The 25,413-nt window shown below is 43.7% G+C and carries 20 protein-coding genes and 2 pseudogenes; 8 read left to right on the forward strand and 14 right to left on the reverse strand.

Features of this window, described 5'->3' with window-relative positions:
* A partial coding sequence (locus tag VTH8203_RS15775; RefSeq protein ID WP_244181236.1) for an ATP-binding protein occupies positions 1–136 on the forward strand: 136 nt, incomplete at its 5' end.
* Positions 137–399: 263 nt separating this feature from the next.
* On the opposite strand, the gene VTH8203_RS15780 is transcribed toward VTH8203_RS15775, so the two are convergent.
* From VTH8203_RS15780 to VTH8203_RS15790, 3 genes are all read right to left on the reverse strand, one after another.
* The gene (locus VTH8203_RS15780) at positions 400–1,662 is read right to left on the reverse strand and encodes a site-specific integrase (RefSeq protein WP_016788799.1); all 1,263 of its coding nucleotides are present in this window, start codon (positions 1,660–1,662) and stop codon (positions 400–402) included.
* The gene (locus VTH8203_RS15785) at positions 1,663–1,872 is read right to left on the reverse strand and encodes a MerR family transcriptional regulator (protein WP_010434910.1); all 210 of its coding nucleotides are present in this window, start codon (positions 1,870–1,872) and stop codon (positions 1,663–1,665) included. It lies immediately after the preceding gene.
* A 554-nt stretch (positions 1,873–2,426) separates the two neighbouring features.
* Complete coding sequence (locus VTH8203_RS15790) at positions 2,427–3,653, reverse strand: iron-containing alcohol dehydrogenase (protein ID WP_096994533.1); 1,227 nt, start codon at positions 3,651–3,653, stop codon at positions 2,427–2,429.
* 408 nt (positions 3,654–4,061) lie between these two features.
* Between VTH8203_RS15790 and VTH8203_RS15795 the strand changes: the two genes are divergently transcribed.
* Positions 4,062–4,328 (forward strand): GrxA family glutaredoxin, encoded by a 267-nt coding sequence (locus VTH8203_RS15795; protein ID WP_096994534.1) that lies wholly within the window; start codon positions 4,062–4,064, stop codon positions 4,326–4,328.
* Positions 4,329–4,582: 254 nt separating this feature from the next.
* The gene (locus VTH8203_RS15800) at positions 4,583–6,265 is read left to right on the forward strand and encodes an aspartate:alanine antiporter (protein WP_096994535.1); all 1,683 of its coding nucleotides are present in this window, start codon (positions 4,583–4,585) and stop codon (positions 6,263–6,265) included.
* A gap of 68 nt (positions 6,266–6,333) precedes the next feature.
* Here the strand turns inward: VTH8203_RS15800 and fabV are convergent, their stop codons facing one another.
* The 3 genes from fabV to psrA form a co-directional block, all read right to left on the reverse strand.
* On the reverse strand, positions 6,334–7,536 hold the full coding sequence (fabV, locus tag VTH8203_RS15805) for an enoyl-ACP reductase FabV (RefSeq protein WP_096994536.1): 1,203 nt from the start codon (positions 7,534–7,536) through the stop codon (positions 6,334–6,336).
* Positions 7,537–7,723: 187 nt separating this feature from the next.
* The gene (locus VTH8203_RS15810) at positions 7,724–10,006 is read right to left on the reverse strand and encodes an acyl-CoA dehydrogenase (protein WP_096994537.1); all 2,283 of its coding nucleotides are present in this window, start codon (positions 10,004–10,006) and stop codon (positions 7,724–7,726) included.
* An 80-nt stretch (positions 10,007–10,086) separates the two neighbouring features.
* Entirely contained in the window at positions 10,087–10,722 is a 636-nt protein-coding gene (gene psrA, locus VTH8203_RS15815; protein WP_208617763.1) for a TetR family transcriptional repressor PsrA, read from the reverse strand.
* 418 nt (positions 10,723–11,140) lie between these two features.
* Here psrA and VTH8203_RS25540 point away from each other — a divergent pair.
* A pseudogene (locus tag VTH8203_RS25540) lies at positions 11,141–12,216 on the forward strand (ISL3 family transposase).
* Between the two features lie 741 nt (positions 12,217–12,957).
* Here VTH8203_RS25540 and VTH8203_RS15830 read toward each other — a convergent pair.
* On the reverse strand, positions 12,958–14,883 hold the full coding sequence (locus VTH8203_RS15830; protein WP_096994539.1) for a bifunctional 5-dehydro-2-deoxygluconokinase/5-dehydro-2-deoxyphosphogluconate aldolase: 1,926 nt from the start codon (positions 14,881–14,883) through the stop codon (positions 12,958–12,960).
* A gap of 288 nt (positions 14,884–15,171) precedes the next feature.
* Here VTH8203_RS15830 and VTH8203_RS15835 point away from each other — a divergent pair, with 288 nt between their 5' ends.
* The 3 genes and pseudogenes from VTH8203_RS15835 (at position 15,172) to VTH8203_RS15845 (ending at position 17,554) form a co-directional block, all read left to right on the forward strand.
* On the forward strand, positions 15,172–16,371 hold the full coding sequence (locus VTH8203_RS15835) for an ISAs1 family transposase (RefSeq protein WP_096994540.1): 1,200 nt from the start codon (positions 15,172–15,174) through the stop codon (positions 16,369–16,371).
* Between the two features lie 56 nt (positions 16,372–16,427).
* Positions 16,428–16,670 (forward strand): annotated as a pseudogene (locus VTH8203_RS25735) (transposase); the annotation flags it as partial.
* Between the two features lie 122 nt (positions 16,671–16,792).
* Complete coding sequence (locus VTH8203_RS15845; protein WP_158296162.1) at positions 16,793–17,554, forward strand: MurR/RpiR family transcriptional regulator; 762 nt, start codon at positions 16,793–16,795, stop codon at positions 17,552–17,554.
* On the opposite strand, the gene VTH8203_RS15850 is transcribed toward VTH8203_RS15845, so the two are convergent.
* The 6 genes from VTH8203_RS15850 to iolB form a co-directional block, all read right to left on the reverse strand.
* Positions 17,546–18,370 (reverse strand): sugar phosphate isomerase/epimerase family protein, encoded by an 825-nt coding sequence (locus VTH8203_RS15850; protein WP_096994542.1) that lies wholly within the window; start codon positions 18,368–18,370, stop codon positions 17,546–17,548. The two genes, VTH8203_RS15845 and VTH8203_RS15850, sit on opposite strands and share 9 nt — an antisense overlap.
* A 31-nt stretch (positions 18,371–18,401) precedes the next feature.
* Positions 18,402–19,238: a class II fructose-bisphosphate aldolase gene (locus VTH8203_RS15855; protein ID WP_096994543.1), complete on the reverse strand. Its 837-nt coding sequence runs from the start codon at positions 19,236–19,238 to the stop codon at positions 18,402–18,404.
* Between the two features lie 9 nt (positions 19,239–19,247).
* Positions 19,248–20,117, reverse strand: a complete 870-nt coding sequence (locus tag VTH8203_RS15860) for a 5-deoxy-glucuronate isomerase (protein WP_096994544.1) — start codon at positions 20,115–20,117, stop codon at positions 19,248–19,250.
* 11 nt (positions 20,118–20,128) lie between these two features.
* Positions 20,129–21,124: a 5-dehydro-2-deoxygluconokinase gene (gene iolC / locus VTH8203_RS15865; protein WP_096994545.1), complete on the reverse strand. Its 996-nt coding sequence runs from the start codon at positions 21,122–21,124 to the stop codon at positions 20,129–20,131.
* Positions 21,121–22,116, reverse strand: coding sequence for an inositol 2-dehydrogenase (gene iolG / locus VTH8203_RS15870; RefSeq protein ID WP_096994546.1), 996 nt, complete (start codon positions 22,114–22,116; stop codon positions 21,121–21,123). Before iolG ends, iolC begins: the two co-directional genes overlap by 4 nt.
* Positions 22,117–22,199: 83 nt before the next feature.
* Positions 22,200–23,030: a 5-deoxy-glucuronate isomerase gene (iolB, locus tag VTH8203_RS15875; RefSeq protein ID WP_096994547.1), complete on the reverse strand. Its 831-nt coding sequence runs from the start codon at positions 23,028–23,030 to the stop codon at positions 22,200–22,202.
* Positions 23,031–23,124: 94 nt separating this feature from the next.
* Between iolB and VTH8203_RS15880 the strand changes: the two genes are divergently transcribed.
* Positions 23,125–24,273, forward strand: a complete 1,149-nt coding sequence (locus VTH8203_RS15880) for a phytanoyl-CoA dioxygenase family protein (RefSeq protein ID WP_096994548.1) — start codon at positions 23,125–23,127, stop codon at positions 24,271–24,273.
* 78 nt (positions 24,274–24,351) lie between these two features.
* Here VTH8203_RS15880 and VTH8203_RS15885 read toward each other — a convergent pair whose 3' ends face one another.
* Positions 24,352–25,377 carry a LacI family DNA-binding transcriptional regulator gene (locus tag VTH8203_RS15885; RefSeq protein WP_244181235.1) on the reverse strand — a complete coding sequence of 342 codons (1,026 nt, stop codon included), beginning with the start codon at positions 25,375–25,377 and terminating at the stop codon, positions 24,352–24,354.
* Positions 25,378–25,413: the final 36 nt, after the last annotated feature.

A 25,413-nucleotide genomic window follows, 5' to 3' on the forward strand; every position in this document is an offset into this window, starting at 1 on the left:
GGCGGCATTACTGGATAGGCTTCTTCATCACTCGCACATCGTACAAATCAGCGGAGAAAGCTACCGATTAAGAGGAAAGAAAGCGGCTGGAACCATACCAACAGTTCTAGAAAATCTATCTGAAAGTACAAAATAATTACGTGGGTGGGTCAGTTTTACTTTGGCGATAACGTCGATAAGTGGATCAATTTTAAACTGGCGTTGACACCGCTCCCTGTTTTACTTTTATTGAGGATTAAGGGCGACAACTATCCTGACACAGGGGGCTCTTGTGGTGAAGGAACTCAAGTCGTATTTCCTTAATCTAATAATTCGGAATCCGAATTACAACGCAATTTAAAGCGATGCGGATTCAAATTCGGATTCCGAATTCCCCCAAAACTAAACAACTAACACGAATCACTTCTGGCCACTTTTCGGCATAACCTCAACAGGGGGTACTTGGTGCCAAATAATGTCACTTGTGCCTGTATAGATTTTTGTTGTTTTAGCGTTCGCATGCGCCATTCGCTCGGTAGCACTCTGCCCTTGCTGTTCAATCATCCGGGCAGCTAGTCCTCGAATTTCATGATAGGTCGGCCTTAACGATTTCTTTAGGTGACTATAAAGCCCTAATGAGTCTCGAACCTTACTGAACTCTTTACTTATATTGTGGTGATGTACTTGGTAAAGATGGTCCGTCTCTTTTGAAATACCACGTTGCTGCTGTTTGGGTTTACGGTGAACGATATAAGGACAAATCAATCTCGATGTTTTAGAAAGATCGACAATGTCTTTAATCGTCTGAGTGACCGGAATGGCGACAGTGGAAGCATCGGACTTTTTCACCTTTTCTCGATGAACATAAAGCATTCCATACACTGCATGCCCATCCACATACTCCACCTCTTTGTCAGGGTTCCATAGAATCCCACAAACGCCTTCCCGTGGTTTGTATATCCGATAACGAAGCCTATAGATCTCTCTCACAGCATGAGTCGTCTCAAGTGTTAAGCTCATTGCGACCTTAAGAAACAGTGGCGCTGCATCGTAGACCTTTTGGTAGTTTTCGATATCTAGGTCGTGGCGAGCTTTTGTGTAATCTTCTCTGGTCAATCGACGCTGTTTTTTATTGAGTACAAAATTACTCTCAATAGCGCTCTCATCAGCAAGGTAGGAAAATACCTTTTTAAGGTTACTGATCTTATTATTGAGCTGACGATTACTTAACTCTGAATAGTATTTAGAAAGGAACTCATTGATGTGCTGTAACTTGATCGATTTGGTTGGCAACCGCCCCATGAACTCATCAAGGCGGTAACAGTCCCTTTCCAAATTTCGATAAACGTCTTTGGAAAGCCGTTCTTCTTTCTTCACACGAGACAACACTAATGGAAGCCACTCTTTTAAAGGCCGATTGAATTTGTCCTTACGGCCTTTAGAGACAGCTTTGCGAAATGGGGTCATCTCAGAAAGGGAAAACGCGCTTCCTAGCTCAGGACGATATTGCAAGTTGTAAACATGCGCAGCTTGTATCGCTTCTTGCTCTACAGTCCCGATAGGAAATAGCTTTTTCACACCATCTACGGTTGTAAACCGAAATCGAGATTGCCCCCTATGGCTCATTTTCACCAAGAATGGAGGATAATGAGCCGTTTCTTTGCTTCTAGCTCTACCAACCATTTATGACTCCAAGAACCTTAAAAGTTCACTCACTCTGTCTGCAGGGTTCCCAATCTCGTCGTCAACACAGACTAAATATCGGCCCGTTGGCGTTCTAGTGCCCTCGAGCTTGCCATGTTTAATCCAGTTTATGATGGTGGTATTGCATATCCCTGAATCAGGGTAAAACTCATCAATAAATTGTCTAGGTCTGATTTTACGCGTCGCCATGTCGTTCTCCTTACCTTTCTCACTACATGAAAATTAAGATTTTTCATCTACTGGTAGAAAAACTATGCACGATTTTTTCAGTGACATTCTATTTGCGCAGCAATTAACGAAAAGGATTCCCGAAGCGTAAAACGATTCAACGAATCGATTTCAAGCCCACTTTAGGGTGGACTAATACAGTAGTGCCAAGTTGCTAATCTATTGATTTTATTTAACTATTTCATTGGCCTTTTTAACCGTTTTTTAGGCCAATTAGAGCTTAACCACCAGCTCTAAATACATGAAATGCATATAAATCAATTCTATACAGCTAAGATTACTACCAACATCGGGGTTTCACCATTTTAAAAGGGAGCAAAACTCTCTTAACCTCTGGCTACTAAAGACTTTTGCCCTTCCCTCTTCTTAGCACTCCCCTTCACGATCAGTAAAATGACAAATACCGTAGCTAAAAGCCCCGACTTCAGCCCCTGCCATCAAGCTAGCAAAGTAAATAGCCATTTAGCCAATTTATCGACACTCAAATGTGCCTAAAAGCCCTTTTTTGTTGCCAACTAATCGGTTTCCACAGGATTGTTGCGAATCTCGACCTCAGTGCCCTCTTCTATCACGAGTGGTTGTCCATCACTATGACATTGACACACTTGATCGAGTATAAAGATGAGTCGATCTTCGGTGAGCGGTATTGGGTTTCCTTTAATGGCCACTGATTTCATCGCATCGGCAGCAACTTGCTCGAACGAGGTGTTACAGACACCGAATTCTGACAGTAATGGCAGCTCTAGTCGTTCAAGAATCATGTTCACCCAAAGCACACTATCTTCAATACTGGCATTGGTGCGCCCCGTAAGAATTTGCGCCATATTACGATATCGATTTAGGATGTCACTGCGCCCTGCTCTTTTTGCTGCTTTGATGTTTTCGGTCATCACGTGTGGCGCAAGGCGCGCAGTAATGACGCTATGTGGCGCGTTAATCTTACCGCCAAGGGCCGAAGCAAGACCATGCGCAGCACCGAGTTTGGCATTCGTGATCGCCATTCCACCAAGCATCGCGGCAAAGGACAGATCAGCGCGAGATTTGGGGTTATCTTGTTTACATCCAGAAATAATAGAATAGCTAAGACGTCTCAATCCTTCTTCGCACACCATATCGGTCAATGGATTAGGCTCACCGCATACATACGCTTCCATTAAATGGGTAAATGCATCCATTGCTCCTCTCCCCGAGGTATAGGGATCGGTGCCATAAGTAAGAACTGGATCGACAATGGCGACATCGGGCAGCATATCGGGACTTCGCAAGCTCACTTTAACTTTGTCTTGCCCAGACTTGAGGACCGCATTTTTGGTTACTTCGGCCCCCGTACTGGCGGTCGTAGGAATGGCTATCATTGGGATAGGTTTGGTTTTAAGGGGCACATTACGACCTACGACTTCGACGTAATCATACACATCTCCCTGATTAGGGATAATCGCAGCCAACGCCTTACCCATATCGATGACACTACCCCCTCCAATGGCGACGACCATGTCCGGCTTGAAACGCCTGCCCATGATTGCCGTTTCCTCGACCATAGTAATATTGGGTTCACCACGAATAGCAACGTGCTGATATCGCATATTATGACTATGAAGATAGTGAATGACAGGCTCGGCCCTTTGACGCTCTTGCCCGGTCACCAGCAAAACGCTGTATCCAAACTGATTGAGAATGGAGAGAGAAGATTGAAGCGCGCCCTCTCCGAAGATAATACGACTCGATGTCATGAACTGAAACATACCAATATCCTTTAGGTATACCATCCGACTCACTCATCAACTCATTGCCTATGAAGCTAGCAACACAAATACTCTAAGCGTGAGTCTTATTGGTAGTGCAAACATAGAAAAGAAAAGCTTTAATAAGCATGCAGTTTCCTTTGACGCTAAAACTTGATTTAAACCAATCTACGTTGTTTTTGCTCTATTTTATATCGACAACTTTGCAATAAATCACACTCCGTCTCGTTCAACTTTCCTGCTAAGTGACTAAATTCTGCGCTGATAGTTTTTACCTATTAGATCAAGAGAGATTTCTCGCTTTATTTCCTCTTCATCTTAAGGCATAGTGGATTTCAACAATATGTAAAGAGCTGAGACTTCGTCTCTTTAGCGCTCAAAAAAGTCTAATCTTCAAGGAGAAAGTCAATGTTCGTAGTGATTTTTGGTCGCCCTGGTTGTCCATACTGTGTCCGTGCAAAAGAGCACGCTGAAAAGCTAAAAGAGAAACGTGACGATTTTAACTACCGTTACGTTGATATCCATGCAGAAGGTATCTCAAAAGCAGATTTGGAGAAAACTGTAGGTAAACCAGTAGAAACAGTACCTCAAATCTTTATTGACCAAGAGCACATCGGTGGTTGCACTGAGTTTGAAGCATACGCAAAAGAGCACCTTGGCCTTTTCGACGAATAATCGTCTGCACTATCAATAGTATAGTTGAAAAAAGAATCCTAATAGCCAGCTGATAGTAGCTGGCTTTTTTATTTGCGAGCAACATCATTCTTGGTAACCTTTGTCACCGTATGTCAGGCTTTGTCCGGGGTAGGATAGAAATACGTAATCTAATAGTAAAACATAAAAAAAATCACTTATCTTTTTGATTATTTCCGCTACAATCGCCACACTTTATTTATCTCAACTTCAGTCTCTTCGAGCAGCTACATACAGTGAACATCGACGTAGTAAATTTGCTAGATCAAAACCCAATTCTCCTTATCTTTGTCGCCTTAGCGATTGGCCTTGCCTTTGGTAAAATTCGCTTTGGTAGCCTTCAACTTGGCAATTCCATTGGCGTTTTAATTGCTTCCCTAGTCATGGGGCATTTAGGCTTCAGATTTAATCCAGAAGCGCTCACCATTGGCTTTATGCTGTTTATCTACTGTGTGGGTATTGAAGCCGGTCCAAACTTCTTTGGTATCTTCTTTCGAGATGGTAAACACTATCTGATTCTCAGCTTAGTGGTGCTTGTTACCGCGTTAACCGTCACCTACTTTGCTAGCCATTATTTAGGGTTAGATTTTGGTTTATCGGCTGGCGTCATGGCCGGCGCGCTCACCGCAACACCTGTACTTGTGGGGGCTCAAGATGCTTTGAACTCCGGACTTGCGACGATTCCTCGCGGAATGGATTTCTCTTTAGTACTAGAAAATCTATCTGTTGGTTACGCAATGGCTTATCTCATAGGCCTCATCAGTATGATTATGCTTGCGAAGTTACTGCCTAAACTTCAAAAGCAAAACCTACATGACTCTGCTCAGCAAATTGCTCAAGAGCGAGGTCTAGGGGGCTCTGGTCAGAGAAAAGTCTATCTACCTATTATTCGTGCTTACCGTGTTGGCCAAGAGCTTATCGACTGGACCGATGGTAAGAACTTACGTGAGCTGGGTATTTATCGACAAACAGGTTGTTACATCGAACGTATTCGCCGCAATGGCATTTTGGCCCACCCTGATGGTGATGCCATCTTGCAAGAAGGCGATGAGATCGCGCTTGTTGGTTTCCCTGACAGTCATGCGCGTCTCGATCCTAGTTTTCGAAATGGCAAAGAGGTATTCGACCGGAACTTACTTGACCTTAGAATCGTTGAAGAAGAAATCGTGGTAAAAAGCGATAACATCGCAGGAAAGAGCTTATCAAGTCTCAATCTTTCTGAGTATGGCTGTTTCCTAAACCGCGTTATTCGAGCTCAAATTGAAATGCCAATGGATGCGAATATCGTCCTTGCAAAAGGGGATATTCTCCAAGTGAGTGGTGAGAAGAGCCGCGTCCACGGTCTAGCGGAGAAAATTGGTTTCATCTCGATCCATAGTCAGATCGCCGATCTGCTCGCGTTTTGCAGCTTCTTCATTTTAGGCATTATGTTTGGCTTGATTACCATGACGTTCGGACAGGTTTCATTCGGCCTAGGCAACGCCGTAGGTCTATTACTGTCAGGCATTACCTTGGGTTTCTTAAGAGCCAACCACCCTACTTTTGGCTACGTGCCTCAAGGTGCCTTGAATATGGTCAAAGATCTTGGGTTGATGTTCTTTATGGTGGGTATCGGGCTGAGTGCTGGTGGTAAGATGTTTGAACATTTGACTCAAGTTGGCCCACAAGTCATCGTCATTGCTTTCTTAGTCAGTGTCGTGCCCGTTGTGCTGGCTTATCTTGTTGGCGCATACATTTTGAAGATGAATAGAGCATTGCTGATTGGCGCTATCGTGGGTGCTCGTACTTGTGCACCTGCGATGGACGTGGTTAACGAACATGCACGTTCAACCATCCCCGCTCTCGGCTATGCCGGTACTTACGCCATCGCCAATATATTGATGACATTGGCAGGTACTATACTTATCATCTTGTCATAATTGGCAAAACAACAGATAGCAAAAGGGGCGCATGTAGCGCCCCTTTTCATTATCAGTTAATGATTTACTTATAGATCAATAACATCAAACTCTACAACTGGTGAAACATCCGCATCGTAATCCACACCATCAACACCGAAGCCAAACAGCTTCAAGAACTCTTCTTTATACTCAACGTAATCCGTCAGTTCTTTTAGGTTTTCAGTGGTAATGTGTGGCCAAAGCTCTGAGCAGTGCTTTTGGATATCATCACGAAGTTCCCAATCATCTAAACGTAGACGATTCTTCTCATCGACTTCAGCTGCGCTGCCATCTGCTTTGTATAGGCGCTGAGAGAACATGCGGAAGATTTGCTCCATACAGCCTTCATGCAGACCTTCTTCACGCATCTTCTTAAATACCATCGCGATATAAAGAGGCATAACAGGAATAGCAGAACTTGCTTGAGTGACCACTGACTTAAGAACAGCCACATTCGCACTGCCACCCGTTTTCGCCAACTTGTCGTTAAGTTCAGCCGCTGCTCGGTCAAGGTCCATTTTGGCTTTACCTAGAGCACCTTCCCAGTAGATAGGCCATGTCAGCTCGGTACCGATGTATGAGTACGCTACCGTCTTACAGCCATCTGCAAGTACACCCGCTTCTGACAAAGCGTTGATCCACAGTTCCCAATCTTGGCCACCCATTACCGTAACAGTATCTTCGATCTCTTGCTCTGTTGCAGGCTCAACGCTTGCTTCAATGATAGTGTCAGAGTTAGTGTCAACCGCTGTCGAAGTGTAAGTTTCACCAATTGGTTTTAGTGCTGAGCGAATTAGCTCGCCGGTTTCTGGAAGCTTACGAACTGGCGACGCCAATGAGTAAACAACCATGTCGATTTGACCAAGATCTTCTTTGATTAAATCAATAACTTTCTGTTTTGCTTCATTAGAGAAAGCATCACCGTTGATGCTTTTCGAGTACAAGCCTTCCTCTTTTGCAAGCTTGTCAAAAGCCGCCGAGTTGTAGAAACCCGCTGTACCAGGCTTACGCTCTGTTCCTGGTTTTTCGAAAAATACGCCGATTGTTGCCGCACCACCACCGAATGCCGCAGCGATACGAGAAGACAGGCCATAACCACTAGAAGAACCAACAACAAGTACACGCTTTGGCGCGTTAGCAATTGGGCCTTGAGCTTTTGTATAGGCGATTTGTTCTTTTACGTTTGCTTCACAACCTACTGGGTGAGTAGTAGTACAAATAAATCCACGAATTCTTGGTTTGATGATCATATTCAGTTCCTCAAAAAATCCCTAGTAGGATAAGAGTTTCAATCCCAGTTCGCATCTTATTTCTGTCAATTTCCTTGAATTTTCTAAGTGGTTGGAGCACTTTCGCCTCCTAATTCATACAATTATTAAAAAAGCGCCTTATGAAAAGGCGCTTTTGTGTACACAATAAATGTTAATGATATTTCAACTAAGCGACACTGTTTAGCTTCGGTTTAGCTTCAGGGTGTGTTCTTACTTCTGACATATCATGGCTGAAATGGTCAACTTGAATCGCTTTGTAACGAAGAGCATCTGCTTCACGAATTTTTGCTACTTCCTCTTCAGTCAGCACGTTCGCCTCAATGGCTTGAGCTAATCTGTCTTCCAGTAGACCTTTTTTCGCCACCTTACCCTCTTTCACCCCCCTAAACAGCTTTTTCTCTAGGTCACGAATGTTGTACATCGCAATGAAAGCGTTTTCCATCAAACCGACTTTATCGTCTTCTTTTGGTCCGATGTAGCATAGGTGTGTTAAACGGTCACGATGTGCCCCAGGTACCATCATGCTTTTCGCAAGTTTCAGCCCCAGGTTGTCAGATGGTTTCTCGAAATGGTTACCAATTGGGAACAGTAAACCTTTCAACGTTACCCCTGCCCAACGTGCTGGGAAGTTACGATACGCTTCGTTTAACGATTTCGCTGCATGATAGAAACAGTGCTGAACCGCATAATGCACATAATCTAGATCGGCTTGTTGACGACCATCGTCTTCATATTTCTTCAGTGCTGCGGAAGCCATAAATAAATAAGCAAGACCATCACCTAAACGAGCGGAAATCATCTCTTTACGTTTTAGATCACCACCTAATGTCAACATGGCAAAGTCTGCACTCACCGCCAACGCCTTACTTAGACGAGTTAAGTCTTTGTAGTAACGTTTCGTTGGGCCACTCATGTGAGCGCTCACGAACGCAGAGCCCGTTAGAGCAGCAGTAAAGGCACCTAACGTGTTCTTAGTGGCATGACCGATATGTTTAAACAGTAACTTATCAAAGTCTTTGGCCGCTTGTTTCTCATCAGGGTTGGCTGCAGCTTCCATCTCTTTCAGTACATATGGGTGACAACGTGTCGCGCCCTGACCAAAGATCATCAAGTTACGAGTCAGAATGTTTGCACCCTCTACCGTAATAGCGACCGGTATACCCAAATAGCTTGATGCAAGGTAGTTCATCGGACCGTCTTGGATAGCACGTCCAGCGTGGATATCCATCGAGTCGTTGAGAATAGTACGCGCCATCTCTGTCATATGGTATTTAGCAATCGCAGTTACAATCCCTGGTTTCTCACCCATATCCAATGATGTAGTCGTCAAGGTACGCGTTGCTTCTAGCAAATACGTGAGACCACCGATACGACCCATTGCCTCTGCGACACCTTCAAACTTACCGATAGACATACCAAATTGTTTACGAACATACGCATAAGCACCCGTTGTTCGTGTCGTTAGGTGACCAATAGCGGTACCAAGTGCTGGAAGCGAGATACCTCGACCTGCAGACAGACACTCCACCAACATTCTCCAACCACGACCCGCGTATTCTTGACCACCGATCAACCACTCCATCGGGATAAATACATCTTTGCCGCGCGTCGGTCCGTTCATAAACGCCAAATGCAATGGGTCATGACGCTCACCGATCTCAACCCCTTTATGGTCTGCTGGGATCAGTGCACAAGTAATACCGATATCTTCTTTATCACCCATGAGTTTGTCGGGATCGTGCAATTTAAACGCAAGACCTAATACCGTTGCAACGGGCGCAAGCGTGATATAACGCTTGTTCCAATTAAGACGAATACCCAGAACCTCTTTTCCTTCATGTTCGCCATAGCAGACGATTCCTTTATCGGGAAGACCACCGGCATCAGAGCCTGCCTCTGGCCCTGTCAGCGCGAAACATGGGATGTCGGTACCGTTGGCCAAGCGCGGCAACCAATAATCTTTCTGCTCTTGAGTTCCGTAGTGCGACAGAAGTTCACCCGGACCTAACGAGTTGGGTACCATCACCGATACCGCGGCACTAATACTGCGCGTGGCTATCTTAGTAACGATAGTTGAGTTTGCTAACGGTGAAAACTCACGACCGCCAAATTGCTTCGAGATGATGAGAGAAAAGAAGCGCTCTTTTCGCAAGTAATCCCACACTTCTTTTGGTAGGTCACGGTCTTCTTTCACTATTTTGTTGTCATCGAGCATTTCAAGCAGAGTTTCAAGTTCGTTGTCAATGAAAGACTGCTCTTCTGCCGATAGCGTCGGCTTAGGGTACTGGTGCAGTGTTTTAAAGTTAGGCGTTCCTGAGAACAACTCTCCATCCCACCATACGCTCCCTGCTTCCATTGCTTCTTTCTCGGTTGCCGATAGTGGTGGCAATACCTTCTTAAACATTTTGAATGCAGGGTCACTTATCCATTTTCTTCTCAGAGAGCTCATGATACCTATCCTTTTGTTCAGATTATTTCTTGTTATTATTCGGGTTATAAGTTTGGGTTAAGGTTGTAGCTTGGTAGTCATTATTCCGCCGCTACTCCAGCAGCGAGATAAGGAATTATTTGGTTGATGATGGCCTCAGCGTCTACTTCGTTATCGAACGAACTGAGCGCTATTTCGGATAACGCTTGACTCGACGCCATAGTAAATACGCATGTACCTAATGTGAGGTGCAAACGCCAAAACAACGTTTCTGCGTCGAGCTTTGGATTGGCTTTCATCACAGATTGAGTGAACAACGCTAATGTTTCGGTATATCGAGTGGTGATAAACCAGCGCAAGTGTCCTTGAACATCGGTATAACCACGCCCAACAAGTGACATAAATCGACTCGCACCACCCGGCTTGACTTGGTTCAGGCTCAGCAAAGGCGCTTTTAGCGCACCGAATACATCCGCCATTGTGTAGTGTTCACGTTCGTTAAGTTCATAGAGCGCAGTTTCTACTGCTGGCATAAATGCTTCCAGATAACGATTAAGTACTGCTCGAACCAGAGTTTTTTTATCGCCAAAATGATAATTCACAGAAGCCAAGTTCACGTTGGCCTTACTCGTGATAGTTCTTAGCGAGGTGTCGTTGAATCCATGTTCAGCAAACAGTACCTCTGCCACATCGAGAATCTTATCCTTGGTAGTTACTCTATTGGTCATTTCAATCATCCGTATCAAACACACGTTTGAATATACTCTCGCAACAGCAAGATAACAAGTGATTAACATCAAACTTTTCAACAAATACAGCTAACTGGTCGGATAAGATTTATAACCACCTGTTTTTCTTAAACTTTGAAAATATTCTCAAAAAAACGTGTTTTTTTATGAACTAATTCATCTTTGCTAGGTCTATTTAAGTGTTATCAACAATGACTTGTTTTACCGACATGACACTGATTTCCATTGTCATTGTTGATAGCATATGCTGCTTTTTCTTATTAACTCCTATTTTTGTATCCGCCCAAACCACTGTTGGTTTGGGCTTTTTTTGGTTCATCGCGGATTAGCGGGGACTTAAAACAAAAACGGTAGTAAATGATAAGATTACATCGCCAAACACAACCTTACACAAACTACCGTTTTCATGCCGAATCATACTTTCCTATCATCGTTCTGGGAACGTTTTTATGTCGTAAAGTCTGTACAAACGTCTTCTCTCATCTCGATTACTCTCAAACCCAGTACGACTGCTCGATGTTCATGTGGGCAACATGTTCAAGCCCATACATGATTATCAGTGGCGCACGATTATGGAAGCAATGATTCTCGGCGTACCCGTCGAGCTACCCCTACAAACAAGGCGTATCAACTGCCCTGACTGCGGTATCAAAACCGAATCTATTTCTTGGCTTGAACCTTTTGCTCGCCTTACTAACCGCTTGCGTAGTTATATTGAACAGTTGCTGCCTCTTCTCTCTATCAAACATATTTCTCAGATGACGGGCGTTCATTGGCATACAGTTAAGGAGATAGATAAGCGCCGACTGCAAAATGTGGTGCCAGAGGTTAACTAGGCAGAGCTGAGACAACTGGTCATGGATGAGTTTGCTCTCTTCAAGGGACATCGTTATGCCACTGTTATCGCAGATGCTAAGACGCATCAAGTGCTTTGGATAGTCGTCGGACGCAGCCGAAAAGATATCCGTCCCTTCTTTGAGCTACTCGGCGAGCATGGCCAGAACATAGAAGCGGTTGCGATGGATATGAATACGGCTTTCGACCTCGAAGTGCAACAACATTGTCCTAACGCCCGCATTGTGTACGACTTATTCCATGTAGTCGCCAAATTTGGACGGGAAGCAGGAGAGCTATCTCAATGAGATATTAAGTATGAACAAGGACTTAATGGTGACGTATTTACTTGGCTCTCAGCTTAAAGAGTTATGGAGGTGACAGTCAGAAAGCGAAACGGAAGACTAATGGGATGTGTGGAGGGAGCAAGTTCAAGAAAGCGGGATCAAGCCGCTTATGGACTTCGCGAGAAAGCTCAAACCGTATCTTCACGGCATCATTGTTTCTGCAAGCTACCCACTCAATACCTGTACGCTCGAAGGGATCAACAATAAGATAAAGTTAATCAAACGAATGGGCTACGGCTACCGAGATATCGATTACTTCTTCTTAAAGATAAAAGCTGCTTTCCCCGGAAAACCGCGATGAACCTTTTTTATGCCGCTAAAACTCTTAGGTTGCTATGGCCCCCTATTAATTACTTACCAAAGAAAAACTGCCGCCGTCGGCCAAGCTTAACTGGCTTGGTTGACGCCTTTGCCTATATGAAGAACATCAAGGATACCGCTAGAATATGTTGTCCGTGGCCTGCCGCAAGCGCACGCAATATTAAGGCGATAAAACAACCCGAGACTTAGAGTGGTAGGATACTTTTCAAACCTTTGTACACTGATACGGAGTTTGGTCGACAAACGGTACTTATCATGACGGCAAGACAAAATATTGCTTTACTAACCTCAATATAAAAAAGCAGACAAAGATAAGGGGATAATCTCTGTTAATATTAATTCAAGAGTTGCAGAGCGCCGAAACAACTATGGCTTTAGCCTGACAGTGATTTGTTTTTGGGGAGTTGGCGTAATTGTAAACATCACTTTTGCCAATACTACTACCATCAAAGCAATGCGGAATCGTTGGTAACAGTGACGTTCAATTGAAAAAGCATACGTAGTATTGATTGCCGATAAAAGTTTTTACAACAACTATGCACTTGAGGGAGATGTGAGTCTTTCGAATCACAAATGATTTTATGTACCGTAATCATAGGCGGTGCATGGAAAACGTTCAAAGCGCTAGCGGCAATCAAACTGCATATCGTTCTGGAACGTTTCCACGATTACTTGAAAGCTTCACTAAGTTTATGCGAAAGGAGCAACTCTCAACTTTCGTTTAACTCGGTCGAATGTCTAGATCACGCTGGACCCATACCGATATTAAATTGACGTAGTTATCCTTAACTAGACACTTAAACGTTTTGTCGTCAATTTCGTTCGAGAACCAAGCTTGTGAAGGGCGTCCAAAAATAGATCTCCCTACGGCAAATCCTTTAACAATAGAATGACATTTAGCTTGTTCAAAGTCCTTTGATAGGTCCTCTAGCGGTTTGTCTAGCCCCAAAACAACAACACCATGACAATATTCGTCATTACTCCTAATGACCTCTTCGAGGACAAGCCAACCCTCTTTTTTCAATCCAGGTAACTTCCACCAATCGGGTTTGATACCGCGATCGTACAAACGCTCAATGCTTTTCGTTAAATACTCGTCATCTTGAGGCATTGTTGATGGAAGAATCAATTCAATAAGCAATTCGTGCCCTGATTGACAACAGGCATGGTACACTTCAAGTAGCGTCTCTTCTTGCTGCTCTCTTAGAGCAGAGTCGTCGTTAGGATGGTAAAATACGAGGCATTTAACGATGTGCTCAATCGGCCAAGACACTAACTGAGAACCAATGTTCCCATGCTCCAACCGCAGCGGTCTTGAAGAAGGGAGTTCTATAGGTCTAGCAATCCAAAGGCCACTGCCTGTCGATGCATTCAGCGAAGCTTGACCATAGGTGCCGTCACACAACAAACCGATATCCCCCGGTACGTCATACTCTGTTCGTATCTCATCCAAAGCCTCCAAAATCAAACTCTTGAGCTTAGGAATATCAGATAGGCTACCATTGGTCTCTGCTACCATTACCTCGAACTGACTGCGATGATCGAAAGCCAAAACGAACAGATCTCGCCACGCTCGCTTTCGAGTCGTTACCCTATGTAAATGATTTATCGTTTCGTCTAGATCTGGCCTTTCTACTTGATTTGCACGCGACAAGTAATCATCTAATTCCGCTTTACTCGGCATTGCAGGAGAGCAACCATGTCGAGAAACGACAAGAGCACCACATGCATTGGCATAGTCACATGCCTGATGCCAGCCTTCGTGATTTAGGTAGCCTCGCAGCAGTCCAGACATGAATGCGTCTCCAGCACCCAGAACATTTAGTACTTCGACTTGTACACCTTTTGCGTTGATTCCACCGTCGATATGGTCGGGAATAGCCGTTTCATAGACAGAACAACCTTGAGGTCCTCTTTTACATACCAATACCGCCGACGTATTCTTGCGTACTGCTTTTAGAGCATCGAGTGTATCAATTGATCCACCGGCAATGTGAAACTCTTCTTCGGTACCCACAATCACGTCGAAACACCCCAAGACTTCTTGTAATTGTTCAGTCACCGATTCTGACTCGACAAACCTTGTTTCTCCATCGTCTATGGATGTTAAACCCCAAAGAACAGGACGATAATCAATGTCTAATACCGTTTTAACGCCATGTTTATTCGCGTACTCTAGAGCTGTGAGAACCGCGCCCCGGGTTTTAGTGTTAGAAAGATGAGTGCCAGTGATTGCAAGACAATTTGAAGATGCAATATATTCTTCACTGATATCATCAGAGGTAATCGCCATATCTGCACAGTTTTCTCTATAAAAGATAAGAGGAAACGTCTCTTCATCTTTGATCCCAAGTATCACAAGTGCTGTCAGGCGTTCTTTATCAGTAATTAAGTTACTGGTATCGACGTTTAGTCTATCCAGTTCCTCTCGCACGAAACGTCCCATGTGTTCATCTCCGACACGAGCAAGCATGGACGATTTTAAGCCTTGCAGCGCAGTGCCGTAGGCGACATTACCCGACGAGCCACCTAAATACTTTGAGAACGTCGTCATATCCTCCAAGCGAGAACCAATTTGCTGGCCGTATAGATCAACCGCTACACGCCCCATACATATTACATCGAAACGTTTATTATTCTGACTCATTTACTCACTCCACAATGACACAAAATACTGTGAATACCCGCAAAGATTGTCTCTTGCCACAATAAAATGAAATTTATATTTCATTTTATTATAACTTGAAATTTACATTTTACAAGAAAGTTGCTATTGCGCCCTCTTCTGTAACAATTATCCTCCCATCAAAGACAAAATTTAAACCCTTTGCGCAATGGGTGCGAGACAAGACACGGCAAGATCATTATTAATTCGAACTTTTAAGTGAAGGTGCGATCAGATCAATGAGTAATCACTTATTGTAGCTTCTAAAGTATGACCGACTCTTTTCTCCAACATTTTGAAGACCCACGTATTGACCGATGCAAGCGACATGAACTTCTCGATATTATCCTTTTAACCGTCAGCGCTGTCCTGTCAGGAGCCGAAGGCTGGGAACAAATTGAAGATTTTGGCATTCATCGCCTAAATTGGCTACGACGTTATCGTCCCTTCGAATATGGTATTCCACGCCATGATACCATCGCTCGAGTTATATCCCGCCTTAAGCCGGAAGAAATAGAGACAGCGTTTCAACGCTGGATGAGCTGTCTTATTGAGTCTACAGGAAGTGATGTAATTGCCATTGATGGCAAAACTGCTCGACGCTCTTTTGATACGCGTGAAAGGCAAAATCCACTTCATGCGGTCAGCGCTTGGAGTAGTCAACATCAGCTAGTTCTCGGGCAAGTCGAGGTTGACGAGAAGAGCAATGAGATATCCGCTATCCCAAGGTTGCTCACATTACTTGATATTGAGAACTGCATCATCACGCTAGACGCAATGGGATGTCAAAAAGACATCGCTAAGCAGATTGTTAAAGGTAAAGCGGATTACGTATTATCCTTAAAAGGCAATCACTCTGGAATGAAAGCAGAGCTTGAAGCTTGGTGGCACAAATCAATGCGAGAAGGCACAACTTCTGAAACGTATGACGAGTGCAGTGAAGTAAGTGCAGGGCATGGACGTATTGAAACTCGTCATTGCGAGCAGTTAATCATCGATAGAGCCGGGTTAGACAAAGATTATCGCTGGGATGGTTTACAGAGTGTAATCAAACATACTCGACATCGTTACGAGCAAGGTGAATTGGATTATTCACGGTACTTGCGGCGAATGCACAGGCTACAAAAATCGTTCGACCATTGGTTAAACAAAGGAAGAGACGTGATGGTCAAGCGATATCGAGGGCGATGCAAGTTACTGCTCAAACATAGAAAGAGCTTGTGGGTTTTCCTCAAGAAAACGTCAATCCCCTTAACCAATAATGAAGCCGAGCGATGTATTAGAGGCTTTGTAATCCAAAGGAAAATTAGCTTCGGAACGACCTCGGATGCAGGCGATAAATTCCGTAGCCGTATCCATACACTTATCGAGACCTGCAAAAAGCGGGGTCTACCAGCAATGTCAGTGTTGAGTGAAATCATCACGTCAGTCGTTGAGAAGAAACCGTACCCGAATGTATTTGATCTATAAACTGCACATGCTTCTTCAGGCGTGGTAAGTCAAGATACCTCGGTGAACGCTTACCAGTAAGAAGCCACTGGCAGGTAGAAAGTATGCATTGGATGTTAGATGTAACGTTTAGAGAAGATGAGTCACCTATCCGCAGAGGCACAGGAGCTTTAGCTTTCAATGTCCTGAGGAAAATCGCACTAAGTCTTTTTAAACAAGATACAAGTAAGAACATCAGCATGGTAAGAAAGAGGAAGATAGCGGCTCTTGATGATGAGTACCGCTCGCTTCTTCTATACGCTGGAATTAAAATGCTCTAGCCGTGCGAGACAAGAGCGGATTATTGATGTTACTATATTGACAAAACTATCATTGGAGGATAATTGTGATATCGAGTAATTTAATCGACCTACAGTGCGAGATTAAGAAAAGCTACACATGTTTGAGTCGACGACTGAAAGACATAGCAAAGTTTGCAATTGAGCATCCCCAAGACATTGCATTCGAGAGCCCATCAACGATCGCTGACAAAGTGAACGTTCCACCCTCTGCTTTGATTCGTTTCGCTAGGGCATTTGGTTTCAATAGTTTCAATGAAATGAAACAACTATATCGAGATCACATTATCGAAGTAACCACAAACTACAACTTACGGGCTAAATTAAACTATCAACTTAGTAGCCAACCACAAGGCTTAAAAACACCCAAGGATACTCTCACGGAGTTTACAGAAGCCAACTTGGAGTCATTAAAGAAGTTTTCTGAACAAGTTCCTGAGAATAATTTGGCATATTCGGTAAAGCTACTTGATAGCAGCGAAACTATTTATATTATTGGCGCCCGTCGCACTTACGGCGCTGCCAGTTACCTTTCTTACGCCCTACATCGCTTGAGTAAGCGCGTTGTTTTGCTTGATAACACTGGTGGAATGCTACTGGAACAAGCTAACATTATCCGCAGTGATGATGTGTTAGTAGTCATCAGTTTTAGTCCCTACGCTAATGAAAGTATCAATATTTGCGAGAAAGCATTCGAAGCAGGCGCAAAGATAATTACAGTTACAGATAGTATAATTAGCCCCTTCGAGCAGATGACTGATGTGGGCTTCTATGTTCAAGAAGCAAAACAACATGGCTTTCGCTCAGTGTTGATAACCCAATGTTTGCTTCAAAGCATTATCATCGCAATGGCGACTTCAGAATAATGACTTCATTCCATAAAGCATTTTTTCTGCCGTCTCAGTATGATCATGCTCCCACATTTGGTCATTCAAGAATTCGGCTGAAAAAAAACCATCGTAACCAGTCGCAACGATAGCGTCTACCCACTCTTTGAGTGGTATCTTGCCTTGACCTAGAAAATAGCCTCGCAGACTTTTTTCATCTGGCCAGGGGGCATTGTTGGACGGTCTTATGCCATCAGACACGTGAACGTTGTAAATCTGTGTTTTATCTATTTTAGTTATCTGCTCAGGGGTTGCTCCCCTACCAGCCCAAAAATGCCAGGTGTCTATAACCAAGCCAAAATTGTCACGAGACACGGCATCACGCAAGCGATAAAAATCATCCAGAGCCGCTATCGGAGTCCAAGCAGCACCCTCAAACTGAAACCGAATACCATACTGCCTCCCAATATCCGCGATCGAACGGATATTTTTTGCAGTCAGCTCAATATTACTTTCAACCGATAAGCCATTAAGGGCCTCAAAAGCGTTCAACTGGATAGTGGAAGCGCCAATTTGTTGTGCAAAATCGCATAGTGCTTCTGTCCTTTTGAATAACTTTGCTTTGTCATCGCGGCCAGGTACCTCTACGGAGCCAATGATATCAATCGCTGATGGTGTGATATCAAATTTATCTAATTGTTGTTTGAGCGTTTTAGCCTTCATACCTGCATTTATGTAACGCCAAAGTTTATCGGTATGTATCTCTAGTCCTTCATAACCGGTATCTCTCGCCAATCGAATATCGGACATTACATTACTATAAAGTGAGCACATTCCATGTAGTGCAAATCGCATGATTGATCCTCTGATGATATTGCTGAAGTTACTATGTTGGCTTAGAAAGTAGTTGAAATTGTCGAATCGCTTCCTTAGTGACCAAAGGCATCACTTTTTTCATGAAGTAAATACGGTCGAATTTACTCAACTCATTGTTCATAGCTTCTCTCAAGCCAAACCCAAACGCTTGCCGTAGACAGGTCCCTATATTAAATTTTGCTACCGAGGTTTGTTTCAATTTCAAAATGTCCGACGCTTTGATGCCACTGGTTCCATGGATGACGAGCGGAACTTTCACAAGTTCAGCAATTCTATCAAGACGTTCGTGGTCGATCTCACTGCTAACACTTGTTAGGCGATGGACATTACCAATGGACACGGCAACACAGTCCACCCCACTATCTTCGACGTAGCGAGCAGCTTCCTCAGGTTGTGTATAGATAGACTTGATGTGGTCTCTACCTTCCTGGTAAGGGACAGAGCCTATTTCTCCTTCAACTGATGCTCCAAAAAGTTTCGCAACTTCCACCACATGCTTGCTTCGAGCAATATTCTCATCCAATGATAATTGAGAGCCATCAAACATCACTGAGCTAAAGCCAGCATTTAGAGCATTGAACACAATCTTTTCTTCATAACAATGGTCAAGATGCAAGCACACCGGAACAGAGCTTTTTCTTGCTAACGGTAACATTATTGAGGCTGCAGTCTCAACACCATAAAACTCAATAACATCTTTGTTACAAGCCAGAATCACGGCACGACTCATTTGCTCTGCAGCCTCTACTACCGCTCTAGCATCTTCGTAACCAAAAACATTGAAACACGGCACCGCATAGGAAGACTTTGAGGCCATAGGAAGCATATCATTTAAATTCCAAAGCATGACTCAACCTCACTTAAACTTAGCTATCATGTCTTTAATACCCGGAATAGTGTCCACTTGATACTTGTGATGCGGGTCGAAATGTTGGATCAATGACTTACTAGACTTACCCACAATAATCGTAAAGTAATACATCTCATAACCTGGCGCTGCAACGCTAGGGTGGTATCCCTTATCAATAGCAATGACGGAACCTGTTTTGACATGATAAACAGGACCACAATCATCTTCATGCTCATACAAAAATTGCGCGCCAAAGCCAATATCAGGATTGAATCTGAATTGGTATACCTCTTGATACAAAGTCTCGCGACTACCATCTTGATAAGTGCGGTCTTCATCATGCTTGTGAGGAGGAAAGCCCGACCACCCACCAGCTCCGACAGTAAACAGCTCACTGACCAACAGACGTCCTCGTTTTTCTGTATTAGTTTGCCCCAATATATGCTTTATTTTACGGTGCGTTTTGGTTTCGTCAGAACCGTACTGAATCATATCTACACTGTCTGATCTGACGCAAAAGGGCTCTAAGGTTTCTTCGTATTGTCCGCCAGCGATTAACACGTCTGCTCGGTCGCTAATACAATGAATTTTGGCTTCGTAGCCAACGGGAACATAAACGGACTCTGGTTCGCCGTCCCACACAGATGGTCTAGAACCAATATGCTCAAACTGATGGATGTTATTATTGAGGCTGACGGTAATATGGCACGTTCCACTAGCAAGGACGACTAAGGATTCGTAACCCTGCAATGTGTATGTGAACTCTTCTCCTTTGCTGAGCATAACTTGGTTAAAATAACAAAGCGGCGTAGTATCATCATTGATGTTGATAATAGGCTCGTTATTATTGTCATATGGTGGGATATGCTTGCCCATGGTTTGCTCCTTTAACTTTGTTCATTGCAACTTATAAAAGACGTTAGCTCATCCAATGTCGGCATCGCTTCTGTACAATTATCACTGGCAACGTTAATTGCCGCTGCGCCAGAGCCAAGTCGCACTCCCTCCTCAAGAGCTCCACCAGCTATAAGATGCGACAATAACGCACCGGCAAAAGCATCTCCGGCTCCAAATGGTTTATTCACTTTCACTCGGAAAATCCCCTGCTCAAATCGAGTTCCGTCTCTACAATATACCTTGCAACCCAACTCACCTGCTTTGACGACGACAATTTGAACATGTTGGTGCTGAAGCACAAGTTTAGCTGTTACATCATCGTCTTTGTTATCTGAGCGCATTAACGACTCCATAACGTTGAATTCCTCACGATTTCCGATGATGATGTCTGATAACCCAACGGCAAGTTGGTAATATAGCGCGGCATCTGCCTTATGACGCCAAGAGTATGGGCGATAATCGAGGTCAAGTACCACCAACGTATTATGTTGTCGTGCATACTGCATCGCGAGCAGTGCAGCTTCTCTGCTTGGACTCTTCGACAGGGCCGTTCCGGTAACCACCAATACTTTTGAGTTGGCGATATAGTCAACGTCAATATCTTCGGGCTTGATTGTCAAATCAGAGGCATCATTTCGATAGATCAACACAGAGCAATCCCCCGGTTTCATTTCCGTAAACGCCACCGAGGTTCTTGAACCTGTGTCATCTAAAGATATCCCTCTTAGGTCAATACCATTGGAACCGAGATATGCGAGGACATATTTCCCAAATGGGTCATCCGAAACACAGCTGATCATTCCGACGTTTTTGCCAAGTTTACTCATCGCAATGGCGATATTCGCAGCAGAACCTCCCACGAATTTTCTGAACCCTGCTACTTTGTCCATAGAGGTGCCAGACTCGGCTGAATATAAATCAACCCCTGCACGCCCCAATACAATCGCATCCATATACCTATCTGAAACTACGTCTAATGTTTTCATGACTTTGACAGTTCAATTCTTTGACCAGTTTTGAAAGACAATAAACTTGCTTCGGCTAGAAGCATTGCTTTCAAGCCAGCGTCTCCATCACATGTATTTGGAACACCGCCATTAAATACGTCCACAAAATATTGCAGTTCCATTTGATACGCTTCTTTATATCTCTCAAGGAAAAAATCTAGAGGCTTTTCTGCCATACATCCCTCTGCACTCCAGACTTGGAGCAATGAAGATTTGACATTCTCTGCTTTGATGAGTCCTTTTGAGCCATGAAATTCGATACGCTGGTCATAACCATAGCCAGAACGTCGGCTGTTTATGATTGTAGCCAAACCGCCACACGCGAATTCGAGAGTAACCATTGCTGTGTCAATGTCACCCTCCTGTTCTATTCTTTTATCGACTAAACATCTACCAGAGGCGCTGACGGCGAGAACATCTTGGTCGAATAAAAACCGAGCCATATCAAAATCATGAATAGTCATGTCTTTGAACATTCCACCAGATGCTCTTATATATTCACTAGGTGGTGCTTGCGGGTCTCTCGATATGATCACCAAAGACTCTGGATTACCAATTTTGTTTTCAGAAACAGCTTGTTTTAACTTAGCAAAATTTGGATCAAAGCGTCGATTAAAGCCGATCATAAACAGTGCATTCTCTTGCTTAACGACAGCTAAACACTCCCGTACTTTCTGAGACGACAAATCTATCGGCTTTTCACAAAAGATGGCTTTTTGATGACGAGCTGCTAGCTCGATCAGAGTCGCATGAGTGTCCGTTGGTGAACAAATAAAAACGGCGTCAATCTCCTCACTTTTGAGCGCATATTCGGTTTCAACGACTGACGCATCAAAGCTATCGGCAAGCTCTTGTGCGGAGGGTTTGTGAGGATCAACGACATGTACTAAGCGGCAAAGTGGATGTGCATTGATGTTGCTAGCGTGGATTCTCCCAATACGTCCCGATCCAAACAGCGCGATGTTTATCATAATAGTCCCTTCGTATGATTTCAGTTATGTTTTTTGTCCACGTTATTAAGTTGCCTTAATTTGCCCTGTGAGTATTAGTCCGGCTATTTGTCCGTTAACTTGTGAACGTATTTTTCTGTATTTATCCAAGCATGGTCTTCTTCCCATGAGAACAACCATTTTCTGTGTGGTCCCGCCATAACATTCAAATAGTAACTGTCATAGCCTGCAATGGTGGCGACAGGATGATAACCACGTGGCACAAGCACAACGTCTCCATCATACACCGCCATACTCTCATCTAAGTCGCGAGAATCAGTGTAAACTCTTTGAAAACAGAATCCTTGAGTCGGGTTTAACCTATGGTAGTAGGTCTCTTCAAGCTGTGTCTCTTTTCCAACTACGGCAGTATCATGTTTATGACTCGGGTAAGAGCTTGTGCACCCCTCATTGGTGAAGACTTCTACGACCAAAAGACTGTCTGCGTCAGCACAATCAGGCAGGATGTTGTGAACAAGACGTTGATTATTACCTTGTCCTCTGAACTCAACCCCAACATCCTTGGGGCCAATCAAACGACTCGGGTAGCTACCTTTTCCGGGCGCTTTACACACAGCAACTTCAGCGTCTGTCAAGGCAGTTATACCAACGTTATCACCGTTGGTGACGTAGATTGAGCAAGGTGGAATTTTCTCGAATGGAGACATTCGCTTACCTATTTCAACCGGTGTAATATCATTGATCTCCGCACTGACTTTTCCGGATATCAAAACCAAGCATTGCTCGTTATGAGCATCTACCAACTCTAATCTGTCACCCTCTTGTATTCGATACACCTGAAAGCTAACGTGAGACCACCCAGCGGTTTCTGGTGTGATATTTTGAATCAGAGATCCCTCATTATTGGTACGCTTTCTCAACAATTTTCCTGTCATACTTTTCACCTCCCACAGACAAGTATAGAACACATATTTCAAACCATGCTATAATGAAAAAATTATTTCAACCTTAATATTCAGAAGGCAGGCAATGTTTTTTAACCAAAATGAATTACACAGCACACCAGATAATTTGCGGACGACTTGCTCCAAGAGTGTTGATTCAAGCAGTTATCCGCTCTCATCAGGTGTTCACAAAAACGTTGTGATTTATGAATCCAAAACATTCTATGAACAGAGTGATATTACGATTCTTCAGACAGAGATAGCGAAAGTACTACAGTCAGGTCCCGGAGTATTTCTAATAAAAAATGCTTGGTCAGACACCAAGTTATTAAGCGATATGACAAATATTTTCTGGCAGATCATCGAACAAGAGTCCGACAACAATCAAGGTGACCATTTCGGTTCAAACACCCAACAGGCAAATGCACGTGTTTGGAATAGTTTTCAAAAGTGTGCAATGTTAGAACCCGAACTTTTCGTCCACTATTTCTCAAACCCTGTATTAATGTGGGTAAGTCAAGCATGGCTCGGCCCACACTACCAAGTTACCGCGCAAGTCAACATTGTATTACCCGGAGGGCAATCACAAACGCCTCATAGGGATTACCACATGGGCTTTCAAGATTCGACTGCTCTACTTGACTTTCCTACTCACACCCATAACTTGACACCTTTTCTAACTCTACAAGGTGCGGTGGCTCATTCTGATATGCCTTTAGAATCAGGACCTACAAAGTTACTACCCTTCTCCCATCAAGTTGCTGAAGGCTATATCGGTTTCCACCAGCAAGCCTGTAAAGACTATTTTACTGAGCACGCCGTTCAAATACCCTTGGAACGTGGTGACGCACTCTTTTTCAATCCTGCGCTCTATCATGCAGCTGGATCAAACTTGTCATCCAACATTAATAGATGTGCAAACTTACTCCAAATATCATCAGTCTATGCAAAGCCGATGGAATTTATAAATCACAAAGAGATATGTCTAGCCGCTTACCCAACACTGCAAAGTTTTTGGAAAAGGCCCTTTTTCACCCCCGCACAAAGGCTGGCTATTTTGACTGCGATTACTGATGGTTACCCATTTCCTACGAATCTGGATCTTGATCCACCCGTAAACAGTATTTCCCCTCCAACTGGTTATCAATTGTTAGCACAAGCCTTGGAAGAAAATTGGGACAAGGAAGAGTTTCACCAACAGTTATTGGTTTTGATGGCCAAAAAGCGCTCTTAACGACATAGCATCAGTGCGCTGACTCTAGATTATTGATGCCTTAGATAGTGCTAACCGCAGCATTTTTGGGCGGCATAGCTATCTGAGAGAGCCTCTTTTGATTGGGACACAAGGTAGAGTGGACGATTGAGGTAGTAATGAGATGTCCTCAATACGCCTAAACAACAATTCAATGGTTCTTTTAACCATGTCTACGTAGGGCTGCTGTATAGTAGTCAAGTTATAGGCGGGGCTGCGTGACAACTGAATATCGTCGACGCCAACAATACCCACATCGTTCGGAATATCCAACTTGATAACATACTTGATAGCATCTATGCCACCGCAGGCCATAATGTCATCAGCAAAAAAAACTGAATCCGGTCGTTCGCTCCCCTGAAAGAGTTTTATCATAGATTCATACCCAGCTTGATAACTAAAATCACCGCCTTCAATGATTTGCCAATTTACGCAATTCTTTGAAACAAGTCGATGCACAAAACCTCTCTGACGCTCCAAAGAAACTAAAGCATCTCTTGGACCGCTGACAAAAGCCGGGGTGCTATATCCAGACTCAAGAATCAAGTCTGCAGCCATAGCTCCAGCCATAAAATTGTCACACGTAACGTTGTCGCACCGCATAGGTACTGTGTTTTTGTTTTTTTCCCGCCCAAATATCACCACCGGAACGTCGTTAACGACGCAACTCTCTAGCAATTCATCGGAGAGAGAAGCAGAAGTGACAATCAATCCATCAACGCGATATTCCATGACAAGATCAAATGCGGCACTCATGTCCAAGCTCTCATTAACGTTTACCAGCAAACAATGAAAGTTGTATTTTTGAATCTCAGAGGTAAAGGCCTCGAGTACTTCGATATAAAACGGGTTATTGAAGTCCGTTATCAATATAGCGATTAGGTTAGAGCTAGATTTGATTGCCCTAGCCAGTCGATTGGGTTTATAGTTCAAGCGTCCAGCAGCTTCGAACACACGTGTACGCATGTCGTCAGAAATACTCGCATTAGGGTTAAACGCTCGAGATACTGCAGAAACAGAGACATTTGCAGACTTTGCAACGTCAACAATCGTTACTTTACGTTTTTTTCCTGATCTTGAACTCACGAAGTACCCTATCCTACAGCCTTAAATTTTAATTAG

The sequence above is a fragment of the Vibrio thalassae genome (assembly GCF_900089835.1).
GTDB classification, from domain to species: Bacteria; Pseudomonadota; Gammaproteobacteria; order Enterobacterales; family Vibrionaceae; genus Vibrio; species Vibrio thalassae.